Raw genomic sequence first — 17,349 nt, forward strand, 5'->3', positions numbered from 1 at the left:
AACGTAAAGGCCGGGACACGGAGGTGTTAGCATCACAGGGCATGAATCCTGCTCCGAACCTGATCCTGATCGGCCCGATGGGCGCCGGCAAAACCTGCATCGGCCGCCGCCTGGCCGAGCGCTTCACGCTGGACTTCGTCGATGTCGACCAGGCCATCGTCGATGCCGCCGGCGCCAGCATCCCGACCATTTTCGAGCACTCCGGCGAAGCCGGCTTCCGCAGCCATGAACGCGAGGCGCTTGCCCGCGTGCTGGAGGGCCGCGGCCAACTGGTCTCTACCGGCGGTGGCGCCGTACTCGATCCGGACAACCGCGCGCTGATCGCACGACGCGGCTTCGTGGTCTACCTGCGGGTCGGCGTGGCGGCGCAGCTGGAACGCTTGGCCCGCGACAAGGGCCGGCCGTTGCTGCAGCGCCCGGACCGCGAGCAGGTGCTGCATGATCTGGCCGCGCACCGCGACCCGCTGTACCGCGAACTGGCCGACCTCACCCTTGATACCGACCCGTACACCGCTGCCGACGCGACCGCCCACCTGGTGGTGAAGCTGGCCACGCAATGGCAGCGCCAGGACCTGACTGCATGACTTCCCCCGCCCTGCTGCAGGTCGCCGTTGGCGGCGACCGCCCCTACACCATCACCATCGGCGCCGGTGCCCAGGCTGACGGCGCCGCGCTGGCCTCGCATGTGCGCGGCCGCCATGTGCTGCTGCTCAGCGACAGCGAAGTGGCCCCGCACTATCTGGATGCCGTGAAGCAGACCCTGCTGGCTGCACGCCCCGACCTGATCATCGGCGAGCACGTGCTCGCCGCCGGTGAGGCCTCCAAGACGCTGGCCGAATTCGGCCGCGCGATCGAATCGCTTGCGGCGCTCGGCGCCACCCGCGACGCCTGCGTGTTCGCCCTCGGCGGCGGCGTGGTTGGTGATCTGGCGGGCTTCGCCGCGGCGTGCTGGATGCGCGGCGTGGACTGCGTGCAGCTGCCAACCACCCTGTTGGCAATGGTCGATTCGTCGGTGGGTGGCAAGACGGCGGTCGACATTCCTGCCGGCAAGAACCTGGTCGGCGCCTTCCATCCGCCGCGTGCGGTCATTGCCGATACCCGCGTGCTGGCCACCCTGCCGCCCCGCGAGCTGCGCGCCGGCCTGGCCGAAGTGGTGAAGTACGGCGCACTGGGTGATGCCGTGTTCTTCGAATGGCTGCAGCAGCATGCCGATGCGCTGGTCGCCGGCGAAGACAACGTGCTTTCCGAAGCCATCGCACGCAGCTGCCGGCACAAGGCCGCGATCGTCGAACGCGATCCGTTCGAGAAGGGCGAGCGTGCCCTGCTCAACCTGGGCCACACCTTCGGCCATGCCATCGAAACCGAACAGGGCTACTCGGCCCCGGGCCGCGATGCGCTGAACCATGGCGAGGCGGTGGCGGTGGGCATGGTACTGGCTGCCAAGCTGTCCACCGACCTGGGCCTGGCCGACGATGCCGACCGCGCGCGCCTGCAGTCGCTTCTGGAACGCCTTGGCCTGCCGGTGGCGATCCCGGCCGGGCTGGACCCGCAGGCCCTGCTCGGCCGCATGCGGCTGGACAAGAAGAACGTGGCCGGCCGCCTGCGCCTGGTGCTGTGGCGGGGCATGGGCCGCGCCGAAGTGGTGCCGGACGTGGATGAGACGGCGGTGCTGAAGGTACTGGGCGCGGGCTGACCCTTCGGTGTTCGCCGGGCATGGCCCGGCGCTGGCGGGGACGTTTCATGAGGTTGCCGGCCAGCGGCCGACACTACCGCGTTGCGGCCGGGGTCACCCTGGCCCCGCTACAATCGACGCCATGCACGTCTACCTGCAACATCCCGACGCCGGTGCGCAGGCACCGCGCTTCCTGCGCCTGAGCCTGCAACCGGACCTGTTCGGCGGCTGGGAGCTGCTGCGCGAGAGCGGCCGTGTCGGCAGCCGGTCGCAGCTGCGGCGCGAGCTGTTCCTGCAGGCCGACGAAGCCCGCCATGCTTTCGAGAAGGCCCGCGATGCCGAACTGCATCGCGGCTTCCAGATCCTTTCGCACGGCGACTGACGCCGCTGCCAACTTTCGTCCAAGGAATGCCCATCGTGACCAGCCCTCTCCGCAACGATCGCCTGCTGCGCGCCCTGCGCCGCGAACCGGTGGACTGCACCCCCGTCTGGCTGATGCGCCAGGCCGGCCGCTACCTGCCGGAGTACCGCGCAACCCGGGCCAAGGCCGGCAGCTTCCTGGCCATGGCCAAGAACCCGGAGATCGCCTGCGAGGTCACGCTGCAGCCGCTGCGCCGCTTCCCGCTGGACGCCGCCATCCTGTTCTCGGACATCCTCACCATTCCCGATGCGATGGGCCTGGAGCTCTACTTCGTCGAAGGCGAAGGCCCGAAGTTCCGCCATCCGGTGCGTGACGAGGCGGCCATCGCCCGGCTGGCGGTTCCGGACATGGAACAGGACCTGGGCTATGTGATGGACGCAGTGCGCCTGATCCGTCGCGAGCTGGACGGCCAGGTACCGTTGATCGGTTTCTCCGGCAGCCCCTGGACACTGGCCTGCTACATGGTGGAAGGCGGCGGCAGCAAGGATTTCGCCCGTATCAAGGCGATGGCGCTGAACCACCCACAGGCCCTGCACCGCCTGCTGGAGGTCACCACCGACGCGGTGATCGCCTATCTGGGCGCGCAACGCGCGGCCGGCGCGCAGGCACTGCAGGTGTTCGATACCTGGGGCGGCGTGCTGTCACCGGCCATGTACCGCGAGTTCTCGCTGCGCTACCTGCAGCGCATCGCCGAAGGCCTGGAGCGTGGCGAAGGCAGCGAGCGCACGCCGCTGATCCTGTTCGGCAAGGGTACCGGCCTGCACCTGGAAGCACTGTCGCAGACCGGCGCCGATGCGCTGGGCCTGGACTGGACACTGGACCTGGACGAGGCCATGCGCCGCACCGGTGGCCGCGTCGCCCTGCAGGGCAACCTCGACCCGACCACGCTGTACGCCTCGCCGGATGCGATCGCCGCCGCTGCCGCGCGCGTGCTCGACACCTATGCCGCGGGCAATGGTGGTTCGCGCGAGGGCCATGTATTCAACCTCGGCCACGGCATGTCGCCGGACATGGACCCTGCCCACGTGCAGGTGCTGGTCGACGCGGTGCACGCGCACAGCCAACGCTGAGCATTCGGCATACGGTTGCGGCGCGATGTTGATCGCGCCGTGACCCGCAGTGCGCGATCATGGCAGCCCCCACGCTGCACCGGCCGCACCCCATGTCCACATCGCCATCGACCTACAACCGCCAGCGCCCCCTGCTGTGGCTGGTGTCCTTGGCGATCTTCATGCAGATGCTGGACTCGACCATCGTCAACACGGCGTTGCCGGCGATGGCGGCCAGCCTGGGCGAAAGCCCCCTGCAGATGCAGTCGGTGGTGTTCAGCTACGCGCTGGCAGTGGCCACCTTCATTCCTGCCTCCGGCTGGATCGCCGACCGCTACGGCACCCGCCGCACCTTCCTGGTGGCGATCATCCTGTTCACCCTCGGCTCGCTGGCCTGCGCACTGGCCCAGCACCTGCACCAGCTGGTCGGCGCACGCGTGCTGCAGGGCATTGGCGGCGCGATGCTGCTGCCGGTCGGGCGGCTGGCGGTGATGCGGTCGGTCCCGCGCGAGGATTTCCTGCGCGCGATGAGCTTCATCGCCATCCCGGCCCTGGTCGGCCCGCTGATCGGTCCCACGCTGGGCGGCTGGCTGGTCGAGATCGCCTCGTGGCACTGGGTGTTCCTGATCAACCTGCCGATCGGCGTGATCGGATTCATCGCCGCGATGAAGATCATGCCCGACCACTACGCCAGCCATCGCACCCGTTTCGACCTGCGCGGCTACATCATGCTGGCCTTCGCGATGGTGGTGCTGTCACTGGCGCTGGACGGCATCTCCGGGCTGGGCACGCCACATGCGCTGGTGATGCTGATGACCGTTGCAGGCCTGGCGGCACTGGTGGGCTACTGGCTGCATGCGGCCAATTCGACGGCGCCGTTGTTCTCGCTGGCGCTGTTCCGCGTGCCCAGCTACCGCATCGGCATTCTCGGCAATCTGTTCTCGCGCATCGGCAGCAGCGCCATGCCGATGCTGATCCCGTTGCTGCTGCAGGTCGGCCTGGGCCTGGGCCCGATGAACGCCGGCCTGATGATGGTGCCGGTGGCCGCCGCTGGCATGGTCTCCAAGAAACTGGCAGTGAAGCTGGTGGAGCGCTACGGCTACCGTCGCGTGCTGATGGTCAACACCGTACTGGTAGGCCTGGCCATGGCCAGCTTCATCCTGATGACACCCGGCCAGCACCTGGCCTGGCGCCTGCTGCAGCTGGCGTTCTTCGGCGCGGTCAATTCGCTGCAGTTCACCGTGATGAACACCGTGACCCTGCGTGATCTGGACCGCGAATTCGCCAGTTCCGGCAACAGCCTGCTGTCGATGGTGATGATGCTCGCGGCCGGCTTCGGTGCTGCTGCGGCCGGCAGCCTGCTGGCCGCGTTCGGCAATCACCTGGACAGCAACAGCGCGACCGCCGCGCTGCATGCCACGTTCCTGTGCGTGGGCGCGATCACCCTGACCTCGACGATGATCTTCTGGCAGCTGCCCGATACCAAGCCGGAGCCACGGCAGGTCGAGCACGTCGCGGAGTGAGGGTGGTTCGGCAGGGCCTGCGGCCCTGCACCAGCAGAGGCTTCAAGCCAAGGCAACAGCAACGGCAAAAGCTGGCGTCCTGCGGGATGGCGGGGTGGATCCGTTTGCGGGAGACGCCGTAAACCCATCCCTGGGGGCTTGGCCGCGGCATCCATGCCGCGGACACTCCCGCAACCGGACCCACCCCGCCTTCGACAGAATTCTGCGATCTGCAGTAGATCCACGCCATGCGTGGATGCTTTTCGATCTCAATTCGACATATTCGATCTCGATGGAGATTCATCCACGCATGGCGTGGATCTACCCGATCGCGAAAATCTGTCAGAGGTGGGGCGGTGTGGGCTTGCAGGACCGTTGGCGCCATGGATGGCGCCATCGAGCCCCCATGGACGGGTTTACGGCGTGTCCTGCAAGCCCACACCGCCCCACCACCCACGGAATGCCTGCTTTTGCCGTTGCTGTTGCCTTGGCTTGAAGCCTCTGCTGGTGCAGGGCTGCAAGCCCTGCAATAAGCCCTACCGTCCCATGACCCTGGCGATCGCTTCCACCAGCAGCTCACCGGTCACCGGCTTGCGCAGGAAGCCGCCGATGCCGGCCGCCTCCACCTGCTGCTGCAGGTCCGGATGGGTCCGCGCCGTCACCGCCAGCAGCGGCAGCATGTAGCCCTGGTTGCGCAGGTGCTGGGCCAGCTCGAAGCCGCTCAGGCCCGGCAGGTCCAGATCCAGCAGACCGACATCGAAATCACCGGCACTGATCTCGCGTAGTGCTGCCAGCGCATGGCCCGCGTGCACCACTTCATGGCCGCGCGCACTCAACAGCCCGCGCACCACATCAGCCACGGTTGCATCATCCTCCACCAGCAGCACGCGCAATGGCGGCATGTTGGCCGCATCCTCGCGGTGCGCTTCGCCCTCGGCCTCTGCGCTGGCATCGACCACCAGCGGCAACGGCAGGGTCACGCCAAAACACGTGCCGCGACCGAGCTGGCTCTCCACCTGGATACGCCCCTGCATCGCCTGCGCCAGTTCGCGGCAGATGGCCAGGCCGAGGCCACTGCCACCGTACTGCGCAGCGGTGCGGGCACCGTCGGCCTGCTCGAAACGGCGGAACAGGCGCTGCTGCTGTTCCTGGCTGATGCCCGGCCCGGTGTCGCGCACTTCGAAATGCAATGCGCGCAGCTCGCCATCGCTGCGCGCATGCAGGGTGATGGTGCCGCGGCTGGTGAACTTGACCGCGTTGGAGAGCAGGTTGAGCAGGATCTGCCTTACCCGCATCGCATCACCGGTCGCCTGCAGGCCCGGCGGCAGCTGGTTGTCGAGAGTGAAACGCAGGCCCTTCTGTGCTGCCAGCGGTCCCATCAACGCGGCCAGGTCCTGCAACAGGCAGCTCAGCGCGAACGGCTTGGACTGCAGTTCCAGCCGTCCGGACTCGATCCGCGCCAGGTCCAAGGCATCGTTGACCAGGTGAAGCAGGTGTTCGCCGGCATGCCGGATCGACTGGGTGTAGCCACGCTGCTGCGGGTCCAGCGGCGAAGCCAGCAGCAGTTCACTCATGCCGAGCACACCGGTCATCGGCGTGCGGATTTCGTGGCCGAGATTGGCCAGGAAGCGGGTCTTGGCCGCCGAGGCCTGCTCGGCCAGTTCCTGTTTGTGCAGTGCCAGCTGATAGGCGTGGCGCCGCTGCAGGCGGCGGCGGTACAACCAGGCAAACCAACTGGTCAGCAGAAGCGCGATCGAGGCCAGCACCAGCAGCCCGGACAGGCTGCGCCACCACGGTGGCTGTACGCGGAATTCCAGGCTCTGCACCCGCGACCAGACATGGTCTGCCGAGCGCGCCTGAACTTCCAGGCGGTAGCTGCCCGGCGGCAGGCGCGAGAACAGGCGCTCACCGGCCGGCCCCACTTCCACCCAGTCGGGGTCGTAGCCGGCCAGGCGGTAGCGGTAGCTGTTGGAGGCCGAATCGGCGAACGACAACAGTCGCGCGACGATGCGCAGGTCACGGTCCCCATCGGCAATCTGCAACGGCGTGTCGTGGGTCAGGTCGAGTACCTGCTCGTTGCGGCGGACTTCAACCCGCTCGATCACCAACGGCGCGCGCCGCACCGACGGCCGCACCTGTTCGGGGTCGAACACCACCACGCCGGCCGGGGTACCGGCTACCAGATGGCCATCGCCGGACATCGTCAACGTGTGCTCGCGGAACTCCTGGCTGGGCAGGCCGTCGTGCACGCCGTACAGGCGCACGCTCTGCCCGTCGGCGCCAACCCGCACCAGGCCGCGCGCACTGGTGGCCCAGGCCACGCCCTGTGCGTCGACCACCAGCCCGGAAGCGGAAATCGCCGGGTAACCCTGCTCCGCGCCGACCACCGCCTGCCGTTCAAGCCGCCCCTGGCTCCAGCGGTAGCGCGACAGGCGGCCATCCTCCGACAACCAGACCTGGCCATCGTGGCCCACGTGCAGCGCATGGATTGCCGTCGCCGGCGCACCCGGCACCGGCTGGAAGCGCTCGCTTTCCGGCAGCCACTGCAGCAGGCCACGGCTGCTGGCCAGCCAGATGTGGTCCTGCGGTCCGCATTCCACGTCGAGGTTGAGCTGGCCCTGCTGCAGGCCGCGCTGGCCGTTGTCCAGCTGGCGGCGCAGGCGACCGTCGAGGTCACGCTGCTGCAAGCCTGCAGGCAACATCAACCAGAGACTGTCACCGTCGCAGGTCATCATCGACTCGATGACCCCTTCCATGGTTGCATCGGCCCCGGCATCACGGCCCCAGCGACGCAGGTCACGCCGCTTCGGGTCGTAGCGCAGCAACGCATCGGTCGAGCCGATCCAGACCTGGCCACGGCGATCCTCGCGAACCGAGGACAGCCAGTACATGCCGTTGACCCAGGTGCGGTGCTGCTCGATCTTTCCGGTCTTGGGATCGAACCGGTCCAGCGCGCCGTGGCTGCCAACCGTCCAGATGCCGCCATTGCCGGAAGGGCTGGTGCCCAGCACGAAGGCATTGCGCAGCGAACCGGCGTCATCCTCCAATCGCGACAACACCGAGAACTGCCACCAGCGCGGCAGCAGGTGCCACAGGCCGGCATTGGTACTGGCCAACCAGATGCCGCCTTCGCGGTCCTCGTAGGCGCCAGTCCAGTTCGGTCGCACCGGCCCGCGCGCAACAGCGCTGTACAGCGGAACCGTCTGGTACTGCCCATCCACGGCCCGACCCAGCCCGGTACGGGTATCCAGCCAATGCCCGCCCTGTTCATCACGCAGCATCATGCCGAGCACCTGCTCGCCCGGCGGTAGTTTCCATGGCGGCGATTCAAAACGCCCGTCGGGGCGACGCACCGTGGCGCCGGCCATCGTACTGATCCACAGGCTGCCATCGGGTTCGCTGGTCAACCCATTGATCAGCAGGCTGGGAATGACATCCGTGCCGACCCGCTCGAAGTCGGTACCGGTCCAGCGCGCCACGCCATGCTTGGTGCCGACCCACAGGCTGCCATCGGCCAGCGTCGCCAGATACGGCACCGAGGCAGCGGGCAGGCTGCGTGGATTGTTGGCCTCGGGCAGGAAACGCTGCAGGCGATCCTGGCTGTCCAACCGGTACAGCCCACCTTCGTGGGTCCCGAACCAGATCGCACCGTCGGGGGTGGTCGCCAGGCTCCAGACCGTGTTGGTCCCCATCAACGGCTGGCTGCTGCGGTCGTAGAAATGCAGCTGGCGGCGGTCGGCCGACATCCGTACCAGGCCCGCGTTCTCGGTCCCGATCCAGAGCTGGTTGCGCGCATCGACCAGGACCGTCCAGACGCGGTTGTCGCGCAGGCCATCCTCCGAACGCCAGATCCGGTAGTTGCGCCCGTCGTAACGGGCCAGGCCGTCGTTGGTGGCGATCCACAGGTAGCCGTAGCGGTCTTCGGCCATGCGGTTGACGGTATTGGACGGGAGGCCGTCGAACACCGTCACCTGGCGCGGGCTCGGTGGCACCGGCTGCGCGGCAGCGGGTGACAGGCCGCACAGGAGGATCAGCAGCAGCATCGCCGCCCGCAGATACGCCACCGATTGCCTCCTCACGCTGCCCTGATGATTCCCGCGCCGCGGGCGTCGGCATGGTAAACCGAAAGTCGCGCCGTTCACGCCCGGCGCCGACGTTTTCAAGTTGTGGTCTGTCGTTTGGCGCGAGCCTGGATGATCGCTGCCACCAGCATGTCGCCGGTGACCGGCTTGCGCAGGAAACCATCGAAACCGGCAGCGAGCACCTGCGATTCGGCATAGGCATCGGAGCGGGCGGTCACCGCCACCAGTGGCAGCTCGTAGCCCAGGGTGCGCAGCTGGCGGGCGATCGCAGTGCCGTCCAGCGCCGGCAGGTCGAGATCGAGCAGGCCAACATCGAAGCCGTCGGTGGCGATCTCCGACAAAGCCCCCAGGCCGTGCAGCACATGCACCACGTCATGGCCGCGGCTGCGCAGCAGGCCGGCGATGACCTCGGCCACGGTGGCATCGTCCTCCACCAGCAGGATGCGCAGTGGCGGCAGCACCGGCTGCGCAGGCGCTTCGCCCGCGGCGGCGGCGGCCTGCCGGGTCCAGGGCAGCGGCAACCGCACCCGGAAGCGCGCGCCCTTGCCTGGCTGGCTGTCCACTTCGATGCGCCCGCCCATGGCCACGGCCAGCTCCTGGCAGATCGCCAGGCCCAGCCCGCTGCCGCCATAGCGCGAGGCCGTGCGCGGGCCCTCCGCCTGCTCGAATCGGTGGAACAGCCGCTCCTGCTGCTCGACATTGATACCCGGACCACTGTCGTGCACCTCGAAACAGAGACCGCCGCCGTTCCTTTCCAGGTGCACGGCCAGGCCGACATGCCCGCGCTCGGTGAACTTGATCGCATTGCCCAGCAGGTTGAGCAGGATCTGCCGCACGCGCATCTCGTCGCCACTGACGCTGATCGGGCCGGGCGGATCGTCGCCACGCTGGAAATCCAGCTTGCGCTGTTTCGCCATGGGCTGCATCAGCGCCTGCACCTGGTCGAGCAGGCCGGCCAGGTCGAACGGGCGCAGATCCAGCTCCAGCCGGCCCGCCTCGATGCGCGCGAGGTCCAACGCATCGTTGACCAACCGCAGCAGATGGCTACCGGCCTGCTGGATGGAGCCGGCATAGCTGCGCTGCACCGGGTCCAGCGGTGTGGCCAGCAGCAGCTCGCTCATGCCCAGCACGCCGGTCATCGGCGTGCGCACTTCATGCCCCAGCGTGGCCAGGAACCGGCTCTTGGCCTGCGAGGCCTGTTCGGCCAGCTCCTGCTTGTGCACGGTCAGCTGCCATTGCTGGCGACGGCGCAGGCGCGCACGGATCGACCAGACCAGGATGAGCAGCAGCAGCGAACCGATCAGGATGTAGCCGAAGATCGCCATGCCGCTGCGCCACCACGGTGGCAGCACCTTCACCTGCAGCTGCTGCGAAGGCGTCCATGCACCATTGGCGGTGGCCGCCTGCACTTCGATGACGTAACTGCCGGTGGGCAGTCGCGACAGCGTGCGCTGGCCGTCGCCGCCCTGCTCCACCCAGTTCTGGTCATACCCGCGTACCCGGAAGCGGTAGCGGTTGCCCTGTGGATTGGCATACGACAGCAGCCGCGCATCGATCTGCAGATCGCGATCATCTGGTCCCAGCAGCAGGGTGCCGGTGTTCGGCAGCGGCTGCCAGCCGCGTGCATCGTCGCGGCGCACGCGCACCTCGGCAATCACCAGCGACGACCCGGGCAGCGCCACGTCGTCGGCATTCACGTCGAAAGCGACCAGGCCAGTCTGGGCCACGGCCAGCACGCGGCCATCGGCATTCACCGCCGGCGGCCGGCTGGTGAATTCGGCATCGGACAGGCCATCGCGTTCATTGAACAACTGCAGGCGCCGGGCTTTCGGGTCCCAGCGCAGCAGGCCGCGCGGCGTGGTCGCCCACACCCGGCCATTGTCGGCCAATGCCAGGCCGCCCATGCTGACCGGCGGCACACCGGCACTTCCATCAATGCGCTGGATCAGGCGCAGGCTCATGCCATCCCACTGGTAGCGCTCCAGCGCGCCCTGGCGGGCCAGCCACAGCTGCTGCGGATCCACCCACACCAGGTCGTAGATCAGCCCGCGTGAGACCCCCGGCACCGCTTCGAAGCGACCGGCCTGCTCACGCCAGATGCCCATGTCGCCCATTACCCATGCCTTGCCATGGGCATCGAAGCGGATCTGCTCGATGGGTGAATCGGCCGCCTTGCGGAAATCGTCGAGTGGATAGCTGCGCAGCACCCGGCCATCCGAGCTGCGCTGCTGCAGGCCCAGGTTCATCACCGAAAGCCAGACCGTGCCATCGGGCGCCTGCCGCATCAGGTCGATGCGCTGGCGCAGGTCGGCACCTCCATCGATATGCCAATCGTGCAGCGCGCGGGTGGCCGGGTCATACACGCTGATGCGGCCGGCACGCCCCAGCCACAGGCGCCCGTCCGGCCGCGGCAGTACCGACCACACCGCTCCGCTGCCAATCTCGCGGTCGCTGGCCAGCAGGCGCAGCGTGCCGTGCGCATCCAGCTGATACACGCCATGTGCCGAACCCACGTAGTAGTTCTGGCCGTCACTCGCCGCGCCCAGCAGGTACTGGCTGTCCAGCGGCTTGCCATCGAGCTGGTTCCAGATCGAGAAGCGGCGCCAGTCCGGCGGCAGGTAGGCCAGCCCCTGGGTCAGCAGGGCCACCCACAGTCCGCCCTCGTGGTCCTGCAGCAGATCGAGCACACCGCTCTGTGCAGTGAGGAAACCACTGCCGCGGTCGCCATCGAGCCGCCACAGCGCACTTGCGTCGCCGCGCAGCAGGCCGTCGGACGTGCCCGCCCAGTAGCCGCCCTGGCGATCGGCCAGCACCAGTGCCGAGCGCAGGCGGGCGCTGTCGCTCCAGCGCGGACGACTGACCCGGTCCTGCGCATCGATGCGGTACAGGCCGTCGTTCTGGCTGCCGAGCCAGATCGAACCGTCCGGATCACGGCTCATCCTCAGCACGCTCAGCGCGCCCAGTTCGCGCGATGCCACCGGCTCGAAGCCAACGCCGTTCCAGCGCGCGACCCCGGCCTCGGTGCCGATCCACAGGCGTCCCCGGGCATCGACCAGGCTGCTGTAGATGGTGTTGCTGGGCAGGCCGTCGGCACGGGCCGGGTCGTGCTTGAAGAAACGCAGGCTGCCGTCCTCGCCGAAACGGCAGATCCCCTGGCTGCTGGTGCCGATCCACAACGCATCCCCGGCGTAGGCCAGCGTCCAGAACTGGCTCATGCAGGGGCCATTGACCGCATCGAAGGTCCTGAAGCGCTCGCGGTCGGCATCCAGGCGGGCCACGCCCTTGCCATTGATGCCCACCCATACCCGGTCCAGCGGATCGACCAGCAGGGTCTCGATCTCGTTGCCGGGCAGCGACCCAGGCTGTTCCGGATCGTGCTCCCAGACCCGCAGCGAGCTGCCGTCGTAACGCACCAGACCGCCATCGGTTGCCGCCCAGATATGGCCCTGGCGGTCCTCGGCCAGCGCCAGCACCATGCGCGACGGCATGCCTTCGGCGGCACCGAAGCGCCGCAGGCGCGGTGTTTCTGCCATGTCCAGGGCCGCAGCCGCCGTGGCGGACGCCAACAGCAGCAGCCCCGTTCCCGCGATGCCCAGGCACCACAGGCGCCAGCCGCTCGTCATCCTGAACCCCCTGTCCTGGTCCGATTGTCACACAGGCCGGGTCCATGGCTGCAACAGCCTGTTGCCGGGGCAGGACCACCACGAACTGTTGCAGCCATGCACGCATCGTTGGCAGGGGGCTGTGCGTATGATCACAGCATCCCCCTTCCGGAGCCCGCCATCGATGCGTCCCTGCCTGGCCCTGCTGCCGATGCTGCTCGCCACCGCCCCCGCCTGGGCGGATGCAGACACCTACCGCCTCGATCCGGTGCACACGCGGGTGCTGTTCACCATCGACCACGCCGGCTATTCGCAGGCCATGGGTACGGTGTCCGGCAGCGAGGGCCGCCTGCAGTTCGATCCCGACAACTGGCGCGAGGCCACGCTGGACGTCGAAGTGCCCGTGTCGCGATTGGACCTTGGTGATGCCAAATGGAACCAGGCCACGCTGGCCCGCAGCCTTCTGGATGGCGAGCGTTTCCCGAAGGCGCACTTCGTCTCCACCCGGGTCGAACCGATCGATGCCAAGCGCGCCCACGTGATCGGCACGCTGACCCTGCGCGGGGTCAGCCAGGAAATCACGCTGGATGTGACCCTCAACGCCATCAAGCGCTACCCGCTCCCCCCGTTCCGACGCACCGCCGGCTTCTCCGCCAGCACCACGCTGAGCCGGCGTGCGTTCGGCATCACCGCCTGGCCGGGCGTCATCGGTGATGCAGTACAGCTGAGGATCGAGGCGGAAGCCACCCTCGACCGCAGTGACGCCCCGGGAACTCCCGCTCCCGTTCCACACTCCGACCCCAAGACGGCCCGCTAGAGGACCCTTCATGACCGCCAAGAACACCCCCGCCGCCTGGGGGAGTGTCAGCCAGATCCTGCATTGGTTGATCGCACTGCTGATCCTCGCCCTGGGCGTGGTCGGCCTGACCATGGGTGAACTTCCCAAGACCCCGAAGTACTTCTGGGTCTACACCGCGCACAAGTCGATCGGCATCACCGTGCTGGCGCTGGTGCTGTTCCGTCTCGGCTGGCGCCTGTATGCCGGCGCGCCCAAGCCGGTGCCGGGCGTGCCCAGCTGGCAGGAACGCATTGCCAGTGCCACCCACGTGCTGCTGTATGTGCTGATGTTCGCGATCCCGCTGTCGGGCTGGCTGTACGACTCGGCCAGCGGCCTGCGCCCGTTCCGCTGGTTCGGCCTGGTCGACGTGCCCAAGCTGAGCGGCCCCGACCCGCAGGTGGTCGCGGTATCGCATGCCATCCACGAATACGGCTTCTGGCTGTTGATCGCGGTGGTGCTGGCCCATGCCGGCGCTGCCTTCTACCACCACCTGTTCCAGCGCGATGCGACCTTGTCCCGCATGTTGCCGCGCGGCTGGCTTGCCTCCCCTCAGAAGGACTGACCGATGAACCTGAAACTGACCACTCCGGCCGCCGTGGCCGCCGCCCTGGCCGGCATGCTGGCCACCGCCCCGGTGCTCGCCGCCGACTACGCGCAGGCCCCCGGTGCCGGCTCGATCCTGGTGTTCGCGACCAAGTACGACGGCGAAGTGTTCACCGGCAGCTTCCCGGGCTTTGCCACCAAGCTCAGCTTCGACCCGGCCAACCCGGCCGCCGGTTCGCTGGACGTGGTGATCCCGCTGGCCGGCGCCAAGAGCGGCAACAGCGACCGCGACTCGACCCTGCAGACCGCCGACTTCTTCAACGTCGGCAAGTTCGCCACCGCACGCTACACCGCCAAGGGCTTCCGAGCGGTGGGCAACGACCAGTTCGCCGCCGATGGCACCCTGGAACTGCGCGGCGTCAGCAAGCCGGTCACCCTCACCTTCACCTGGAAGCCGGGCACCCAGCCGGTGCTGACCGGCAAGGCCACGGTCAAGCGCCTGGACTTCGGCGTCGGCAGCGGTGACTGGGCCGACACCAAGACCATCCCGGACGAAACCGCGATCAGCACGATCGTGAAGTTCGACGCGAAATAAAGCGACTCCGGTAGTGCCGGCCGCTGGCCGGCATCAACGGGCATCGCAACGCATCTGGTAGTGCCGGCCGCTGGCCGGCATCACCGGGTATGGCGGGGTTGCCGGCCAGCGGCCGGCTCTACCGATCGACGGCCAGCCAGGCCTGAACCGTGGCCGCATCGAACGGCCAGTCCAGCTCACGACCGCCAGTCTCGTCACGCAGCACCGGTACCCGCGCGCCGTAGCGCGCTTCCAGCGCCGGCTGGTCGTCCAGGAACACCGATTCGAACTCGGGTGCCCGCGCCTTGGCCAACTCGGCCAGGGCCATGTCACACAGATGGCAGTCGTCGCGCTGGAACAGGGTCAACACCGGTTTTGCTCCCTCTACCGAAATGCTGCGCCGCAGCCATGGAAGTGCGGCATGAACCGCTAGAATAGCGGTCTCCTCCGGTACCCGCAGTACGGCAACCATGGCTGTCAGCACGTTCGACGTTTTCAAGATCGGCATTGGCCCGAGCTCCTCGCACACCGTCGGGCCGATGAAGGCCGCCGAGCGATTCATCCACCGCTGGCTGCTCGACCCGGGTCGCCTGCACGAAGTCGCGCGCATCCGCGCCGATGTCTATGGCTCGCTGGCGCTGACCGGCCGTGGCCATGGCACCGACAAGGCGATCCTGCTGGGCCTGGAAGGCCAGCGGCCGAATTTGATCGACCCGGACATCATCCCGGCCACGCTGGAGCGCATCCGCAGCAGCAAGCGCATCCAGCTGATGGGCCAGCACGAGATCGCCTTCGACGAAAAGCGCGACCTCGGCATGAACAAGCGCCAGAAGCTGCCGTACCACACCAACGGCATGCGTTTCACCGCGTACAACGCCGAGGATGAAGTGATCGCCACCCGCGATTACTACTCTGTCGGTGGCGGCTTCGTGGTCAACCAGGACGACGCGGCCGATGACCGCATCGTGCCCGACGAAACCCCGCTGCCCTACCCGTTCAAGAGCGGCGACGAGCTGCTGGCGCAGACCGCGCGCAGCGGCCTGAGCATTGCCCAGCTGATGTTCGAGAACGAGAAGTGCTGGCGCAGCGAAGACGAGATCCGCGCCAACCTGCGCGAGATCTGGAGCGCGATGCAGTCGTGCGTGGCGCGCGGCATCCGCGAGGAAGGCGTGCTGCCGGGGGGTCTGAAGGTGGGCCGTCGTGCGCCGGCGCTGTACCGCGAGCTGTCTTCGAAGCCGGAAGCGGCGATGCGCGATCCGCTGACCACGCTGGACTGGGTCAACCTGTACGCGCTGGCGGTGAACGAGGAAAACGCCGCCGGTGGCCGCGTGGTCACCGCGCCGACCAACGGTGCGGCCGGCGTGCTGCCGGCGGTGCTGCACTACTTCGACCGCTTCTGCCCGGGCGCCAACGAGCAGCGCGTATTCGACTTCCTGCTGACCTCGGCAGCGATCGGCATCCTGTACAAGGAGAACGCCTCGATCTCTGGTGCCGAAGTGGGCTGCCAGGGCGAAGTGGGCGTGGCCTGCTCGATGGCGGCCGGTGGCCTGGTCGCCGCCCTGGGCGGCAACCCCAGCCAGATCGAGAATGCCGCAGAAATCGGCATGGAACACAACCTCGGCCTGACCTGCGACCCGATCGGTGGCCTGGTGCAGATTCCGTGCATCGAACGCAATGCGATGGGTGCGGTGAAGGCGATCAACGCCTCGCGCATGGCCATGCGTGGCGACGGCAAGCACAAGGTGTCGCTGGACAAGGTGATCAAGACCATGCGCGATACCGGCCGTGACATGCAGGACAAGTACAAGGAAACCAGCCGTGGTGGGCTGGCGGTGAACGTCATCGAGTGCTGAATTGTAGAGCCGAGCCCATGCTCGGCTGATGGGGCAGTGGGTAGAGTCGACTGTTGGTCGACTATCGCGCGCAGCGCGGGATTTTCGCGGTCTGAACGAAGAGCAGTCGACTAACAGTCGACTCTACCCGGTCGACTCTACCCGGTCGGACGACACCGTCACTGCGTTCCGGTTAGGCTCGGGGCTCCCCTACCCAGGACCGTCCCATGCGCGTGATCGCTGCCGCCCTGCTTGCCTGCCTTCCGCTGTCCGCCCTCGCCGCGCCCACCTATGGGCCACGCCTGGAAGGCTTCGACTACGGCTATCCGGTAAAGACCTTCGCGCTGGAATCGCAGCGGCAGCCGCTGGAGATGGCCTACCTGGACATCGCGCCGAAGAAGGCGCCCATCGGCGTGGTAGTGCTGCTGCACGGCAAGAACTTCTGTGCCGCCACCTGGAAAGAATCGATCAAGCCGCTGGTTGCCGCCGGCTACCGGGTGATCGCCCCGGACCAGCTGGGTTTCTGCAAATCCAGCAAGCCCGAGCGCTACCAGTACACCTTCGCGCAGCTGGCCGCCAACACCCACGCCCTGCTGCAACAGCTGCAACTGGGTGATGTACCGGCACACCTGGTCGGCCACTCCATGGGCGGCATGCTGGCGGTGCGCTACGCGCTGATGTACCCGCAGGACCTGCGCAGCCTGTCGCTGGTCAACCCGATCGGACTGGAAGACTGGAAGGCGCTCGGCGTGCCTTGGCGCAGCGTGGATGCGTGGTACGCCGGCGAAATGAACATCAGCTATGACAGCATCCGCCGCTACCAGCTGGAGGTGTACTACGACGGCAGATGGAAACCGGCCTACGAGCCGTGGGCACGCATGCAGTCGGGCATGTACGAAGGGCCCGGCAAGCAGGCCGTTGCCTGGAGCCAGGCATTGGCGTCGGACATGGTGTTCAACCAGCCGGTGGTCTACGAACTGAAGAACCTGCAGGTACCCACCACGTTGTTCATCGGCCAGAAGGACCGCACCGCGATCGGCCGCGACCTGGCGCCGCCGCAGGTGAAGGCGACGCTGGGTAACTACCCGGTGCTGGGCAAGGCTGCGGCCGCAGCGATTCCCGGCGCAACGCTGGTCGAGTTCGCCGAACTGGGGCATTCGCCACAGGTGCAGGACCCGAAGCAGTTCAACAGCGCGTTGTTGAAGTCCTTGAAGTCACGCTGACCGGCAGGCGT

Annotated in this window: 13 protein-coding genes; 10 read left to right on the forward strand and 3 right to left on the reverse strand. The window is 67.7% G+C overall.

What is annotated here, in order from left to right:
• The first annotated feature begins 41 nt into the window (after window positions 1–41).
• From ACZK29_RS16610 to mdtD, 5 genes are all read left to right on the forward strand, one after another.
• Entirely contained in the window at window positions 42–584 is a 543-nt protein-coding gene (locus ACZK29_RS16610; protein WP_111204783.1) for a shikimate kinase, read from the forward strand.
• Complete coding sequence (gene aroB / locus ACZK29_RS16615) at window positions 581–1,693, forward strand: 3-dehydroquinate synthase (RefSeq protein WP_111204782.1); 1,113 nt, start codon at window positions 581–583, stop codon at window positions 1,691–1,693. Before ACZK29_RS16610 ends, aroB begins: the two co-directional genes overlap by 4 nt.
• A gap of 121 nt (window positions 1,694–1,814) precedes the next feature.
• A complete protein-coding gene (locus ACZK29_RS16620; RefSeq protein WP_032127800.1) occupies window positions 1,815–2,054 on the forward strand; it encodes a WGR domain-containing protein in 240 nt (79 codons plus the stop codon).
• Between the two features lie 26 nt (window positions 2,055–2,080).
• Window positions 2,081–3,163, forward strand: coding sequence for a uroporphyrinogen decarboxylase (gene hemE / locus ACZK29_RS16625; RefSeq protein WP_012481016.1), 1,083 nt, complete (start codon window positions 2,081–2,083; stop codon window positions 3,161–3,163).
• A 92-nt stretch (window positions 3,164–3,255) separates the two neighbouring features.
• Window positions 3,256–4,665, forward strand: a complete 1,410-nt coding sequence (mdtD, locus tag ACZK29_RS16630; RefSeq protein ID WP_010482759.1) for a multidrug transporter subunit MdtD — start codon at window positions 3,256–3,258, stop codon at window positions 4,663–4,665.
• Window positions 4,666–5,180: 515 nt separating this feature from the next.
• Here mdtD and ACZK29_RS16635 read toward each other — a convergent pair.
• Window positions 5,181–8,708, reverse strand: coding sequence for a hybrid sensor histidine kinase/response regulator (locus ACZK29_RS16635; RefSeq protein WP_478446260.1), 3,528 nt, complete (start codon window positions 8,706–8,708; stop codon window positions 5,181–5,183).
• A gap of 95 nt (window positions 8,709–8,803) precedes the next feature.
• The gene (locus ACZK29_RS16640) at window positions 8,804–12,349 is read right to left on the reverse strand and encodes a hybrid sensor histidine kinase/response regulator (protein ID WP_478446261.1); all 3,546 of its coding nucleotides are present in this window, start codon (window positions 12,347–12,349) and stop codon (window positions 8,804–8,806) included.
• Between the two features lie 163 nt (window positions 12,350–12,512).
• Between ACZK29_RS16640 and ACZK29_RS16645 the strand changes: the two genes are divergently transcribed.
• Genes ACZK29_RS16645 through ACZK29_RS16655 form a run of 3 tightly spaced genes read left to right on the forward strand, consistent with a single transcriptional unit; the run spans window position 12,513 to window position 14,304 of the window.
• Window positions 12,513–13,145, forward strand: coding sequence for a YceI family protein (locus ACZK29_RS16645; protein WP_459048326.1), 633 nt, complete (start codon window positions 12,513–12,515; stop codon window positions 13,143–13,145).
• A gap of 10 nt (window positions 13,146–13,155) precedes the next feature.
• The gene (locus ACZK29_RS16650) at window positions 13,156–13,728 is read left to right on the forward strand and encodes a cytochrome b (RefSeq protein ID WP_005410672.1); all 573 of its coding nucleotides are present in this window, start codon (window positions 13,156–13,158) and stop codon (window positions 13,726–13,728) included.
• Between the two features lie 3 nt (window positions 13,729–13,731).
• The gene (locus ACZK29_RS16655; protein WP_019336389.1) at window positions 13,732–14,304 is read left to right on the forward strand and encodes a YceI family protein; all 573 of its coding nucleotides are present in this window, start codon (window positions 13,732–13,734) and stop codon (window positions 14,302–14,304) included.
• A 118-nt stretch (window positions 14,305–14,422) separates the two neighbouring features.
• On the opposite strand, the gene ACZK29_RS16660 is transcribed toward ACZK29_RS16655, so the two are convergent.
• Window positions 14,423–14,653 carry a glutaredoxin family protein gene (locus ACZK29_RS16660; protein WP_024956919.1) on the reverse strand — a complete coding sequence of 77 codons (231 nt, stop codon included), beginning with the start codon at window positions 14,651–14,653 and terminating at the stop codon, window positions 14,423–14,425.
• A 100-nt stretch (window positions 14,654–14,753) separates the two neighbouring features.
• On the opposite strand from ACZK29_RS16660, the gene ACZK29_RS16665 reads away from it, so the two are divergent.
• Window positions 14,754–16,136 carry an L-serine ammonia-lyase gene (locus ACZK29_RS16665; RefSeq protein ID WP_024956918.1) on the forward strand — a complete coding sequence of 461 codons (1,383 nt, stop codon included), beginning with the start codon at window positions 14,754–14,756 and terminating at the stop codon, window positions 16,134–16,136.
• Between the two features lie 206 nt (window positions 16,137–16,342).
• Window positions 16,343–17,338 (forward strand): alpha/beta fold hydrolase, encoded by a 996-nt coding sequence (locus ACZK29_RS16670; RefSeq protein ID WP_478446262.1) that lies wholly within the window; start codon window positions 16,343–16,345, stop codon window positions 17,336–17,338.
• The last annotated feature ends 11 nt before the right edge of the window (window positions 17,339–17,349 follow it).

It is taken from the genome of Stenotrophomonas sp. 89682_Sma (assembly GCF_056481405.1).

Excerpts from the sequence above, each read along its gene's own strand:
- ACZK29_RS16620 (WP_032127800.1), top strand. The coding sequence starts at position 1,815 with ATGCACGTCTACCTGCAACATCCCGACGCCGGTGCGCAGGCACCGCGC.
- hemE (WP_012481016.1), top strand. The coding sequence starts at position 2,081 with ATGCCCATCGTGACCAGCCCTCTCCGCAACGATCGCCTGCTGCGCGCC.
- mdtD (WP_010482759.1), top strand. The coding sequence starts at position 3,256 with ATGTCCACATCGCCATCGACCTACAACCGCCAGCGCCCCCTGCTGTGG.
- ACZK29_RS16655 (WP_019336389.1), top strand. The coding sequence starts at position 13,732 with ATGAACCTGAAACTGACCACTCCGGCCGCCGTGGCCGCCGCCCTGGCC.
- ACZK29_RS16640 (WP_478446261.1), bottom strand. The coding sequence starts at position 12,349 with ATGACGAGCGGCTGGCGCCTGTGGTGCCTGGGCATCGCGGGAACGGGG.
- ACZK29_RS16670 (WP_478446262.1), top strand. The coding sequence starts at position 16,343 with ATGCGCGTGATCGCTGCCGCCCTGCTTGCCTGCCTTCCGCTGTCCGCC.
- ACZK29_RS16610 (WP_111204783.1), top strand. The coding sequence starts at position 42 with ATGAATCCTGCTCCGAACCTGATCCTGATCGGCCCGATGGGCGCCGGC.
- aroB (WP_111204782.1), top strand. The coding sequence starts at position 581 with ATGACTTCCCCCGCCCTGCTGCAGGTCGCCGTTGGCGGCGACCGCCCC.
- ACZK29_RS16650 (WP_005410672.1), top strand. The coding sequence starts at position 13,156 with ATGACCGCCAAGAACACCCCCGCCGCCTGGGGGAGTGTCAGCCAGATC.
- ACZK29_RS16665 (WP_024956918.1), top strand. The coding sequence starts at position 14,754 with ATGGCTGTCAGCACGTTCGACGTTTTCAAGATCGGCATTGGCCCGAGC.
- ACZK29_RS16645 (WP_459048326.1), top strand. The coding sequence starts at position 12,513 with ATGCGTCCCTGCCTGGCCCTGCTGCCGATGCTGCTCGCCACCGCCCCC.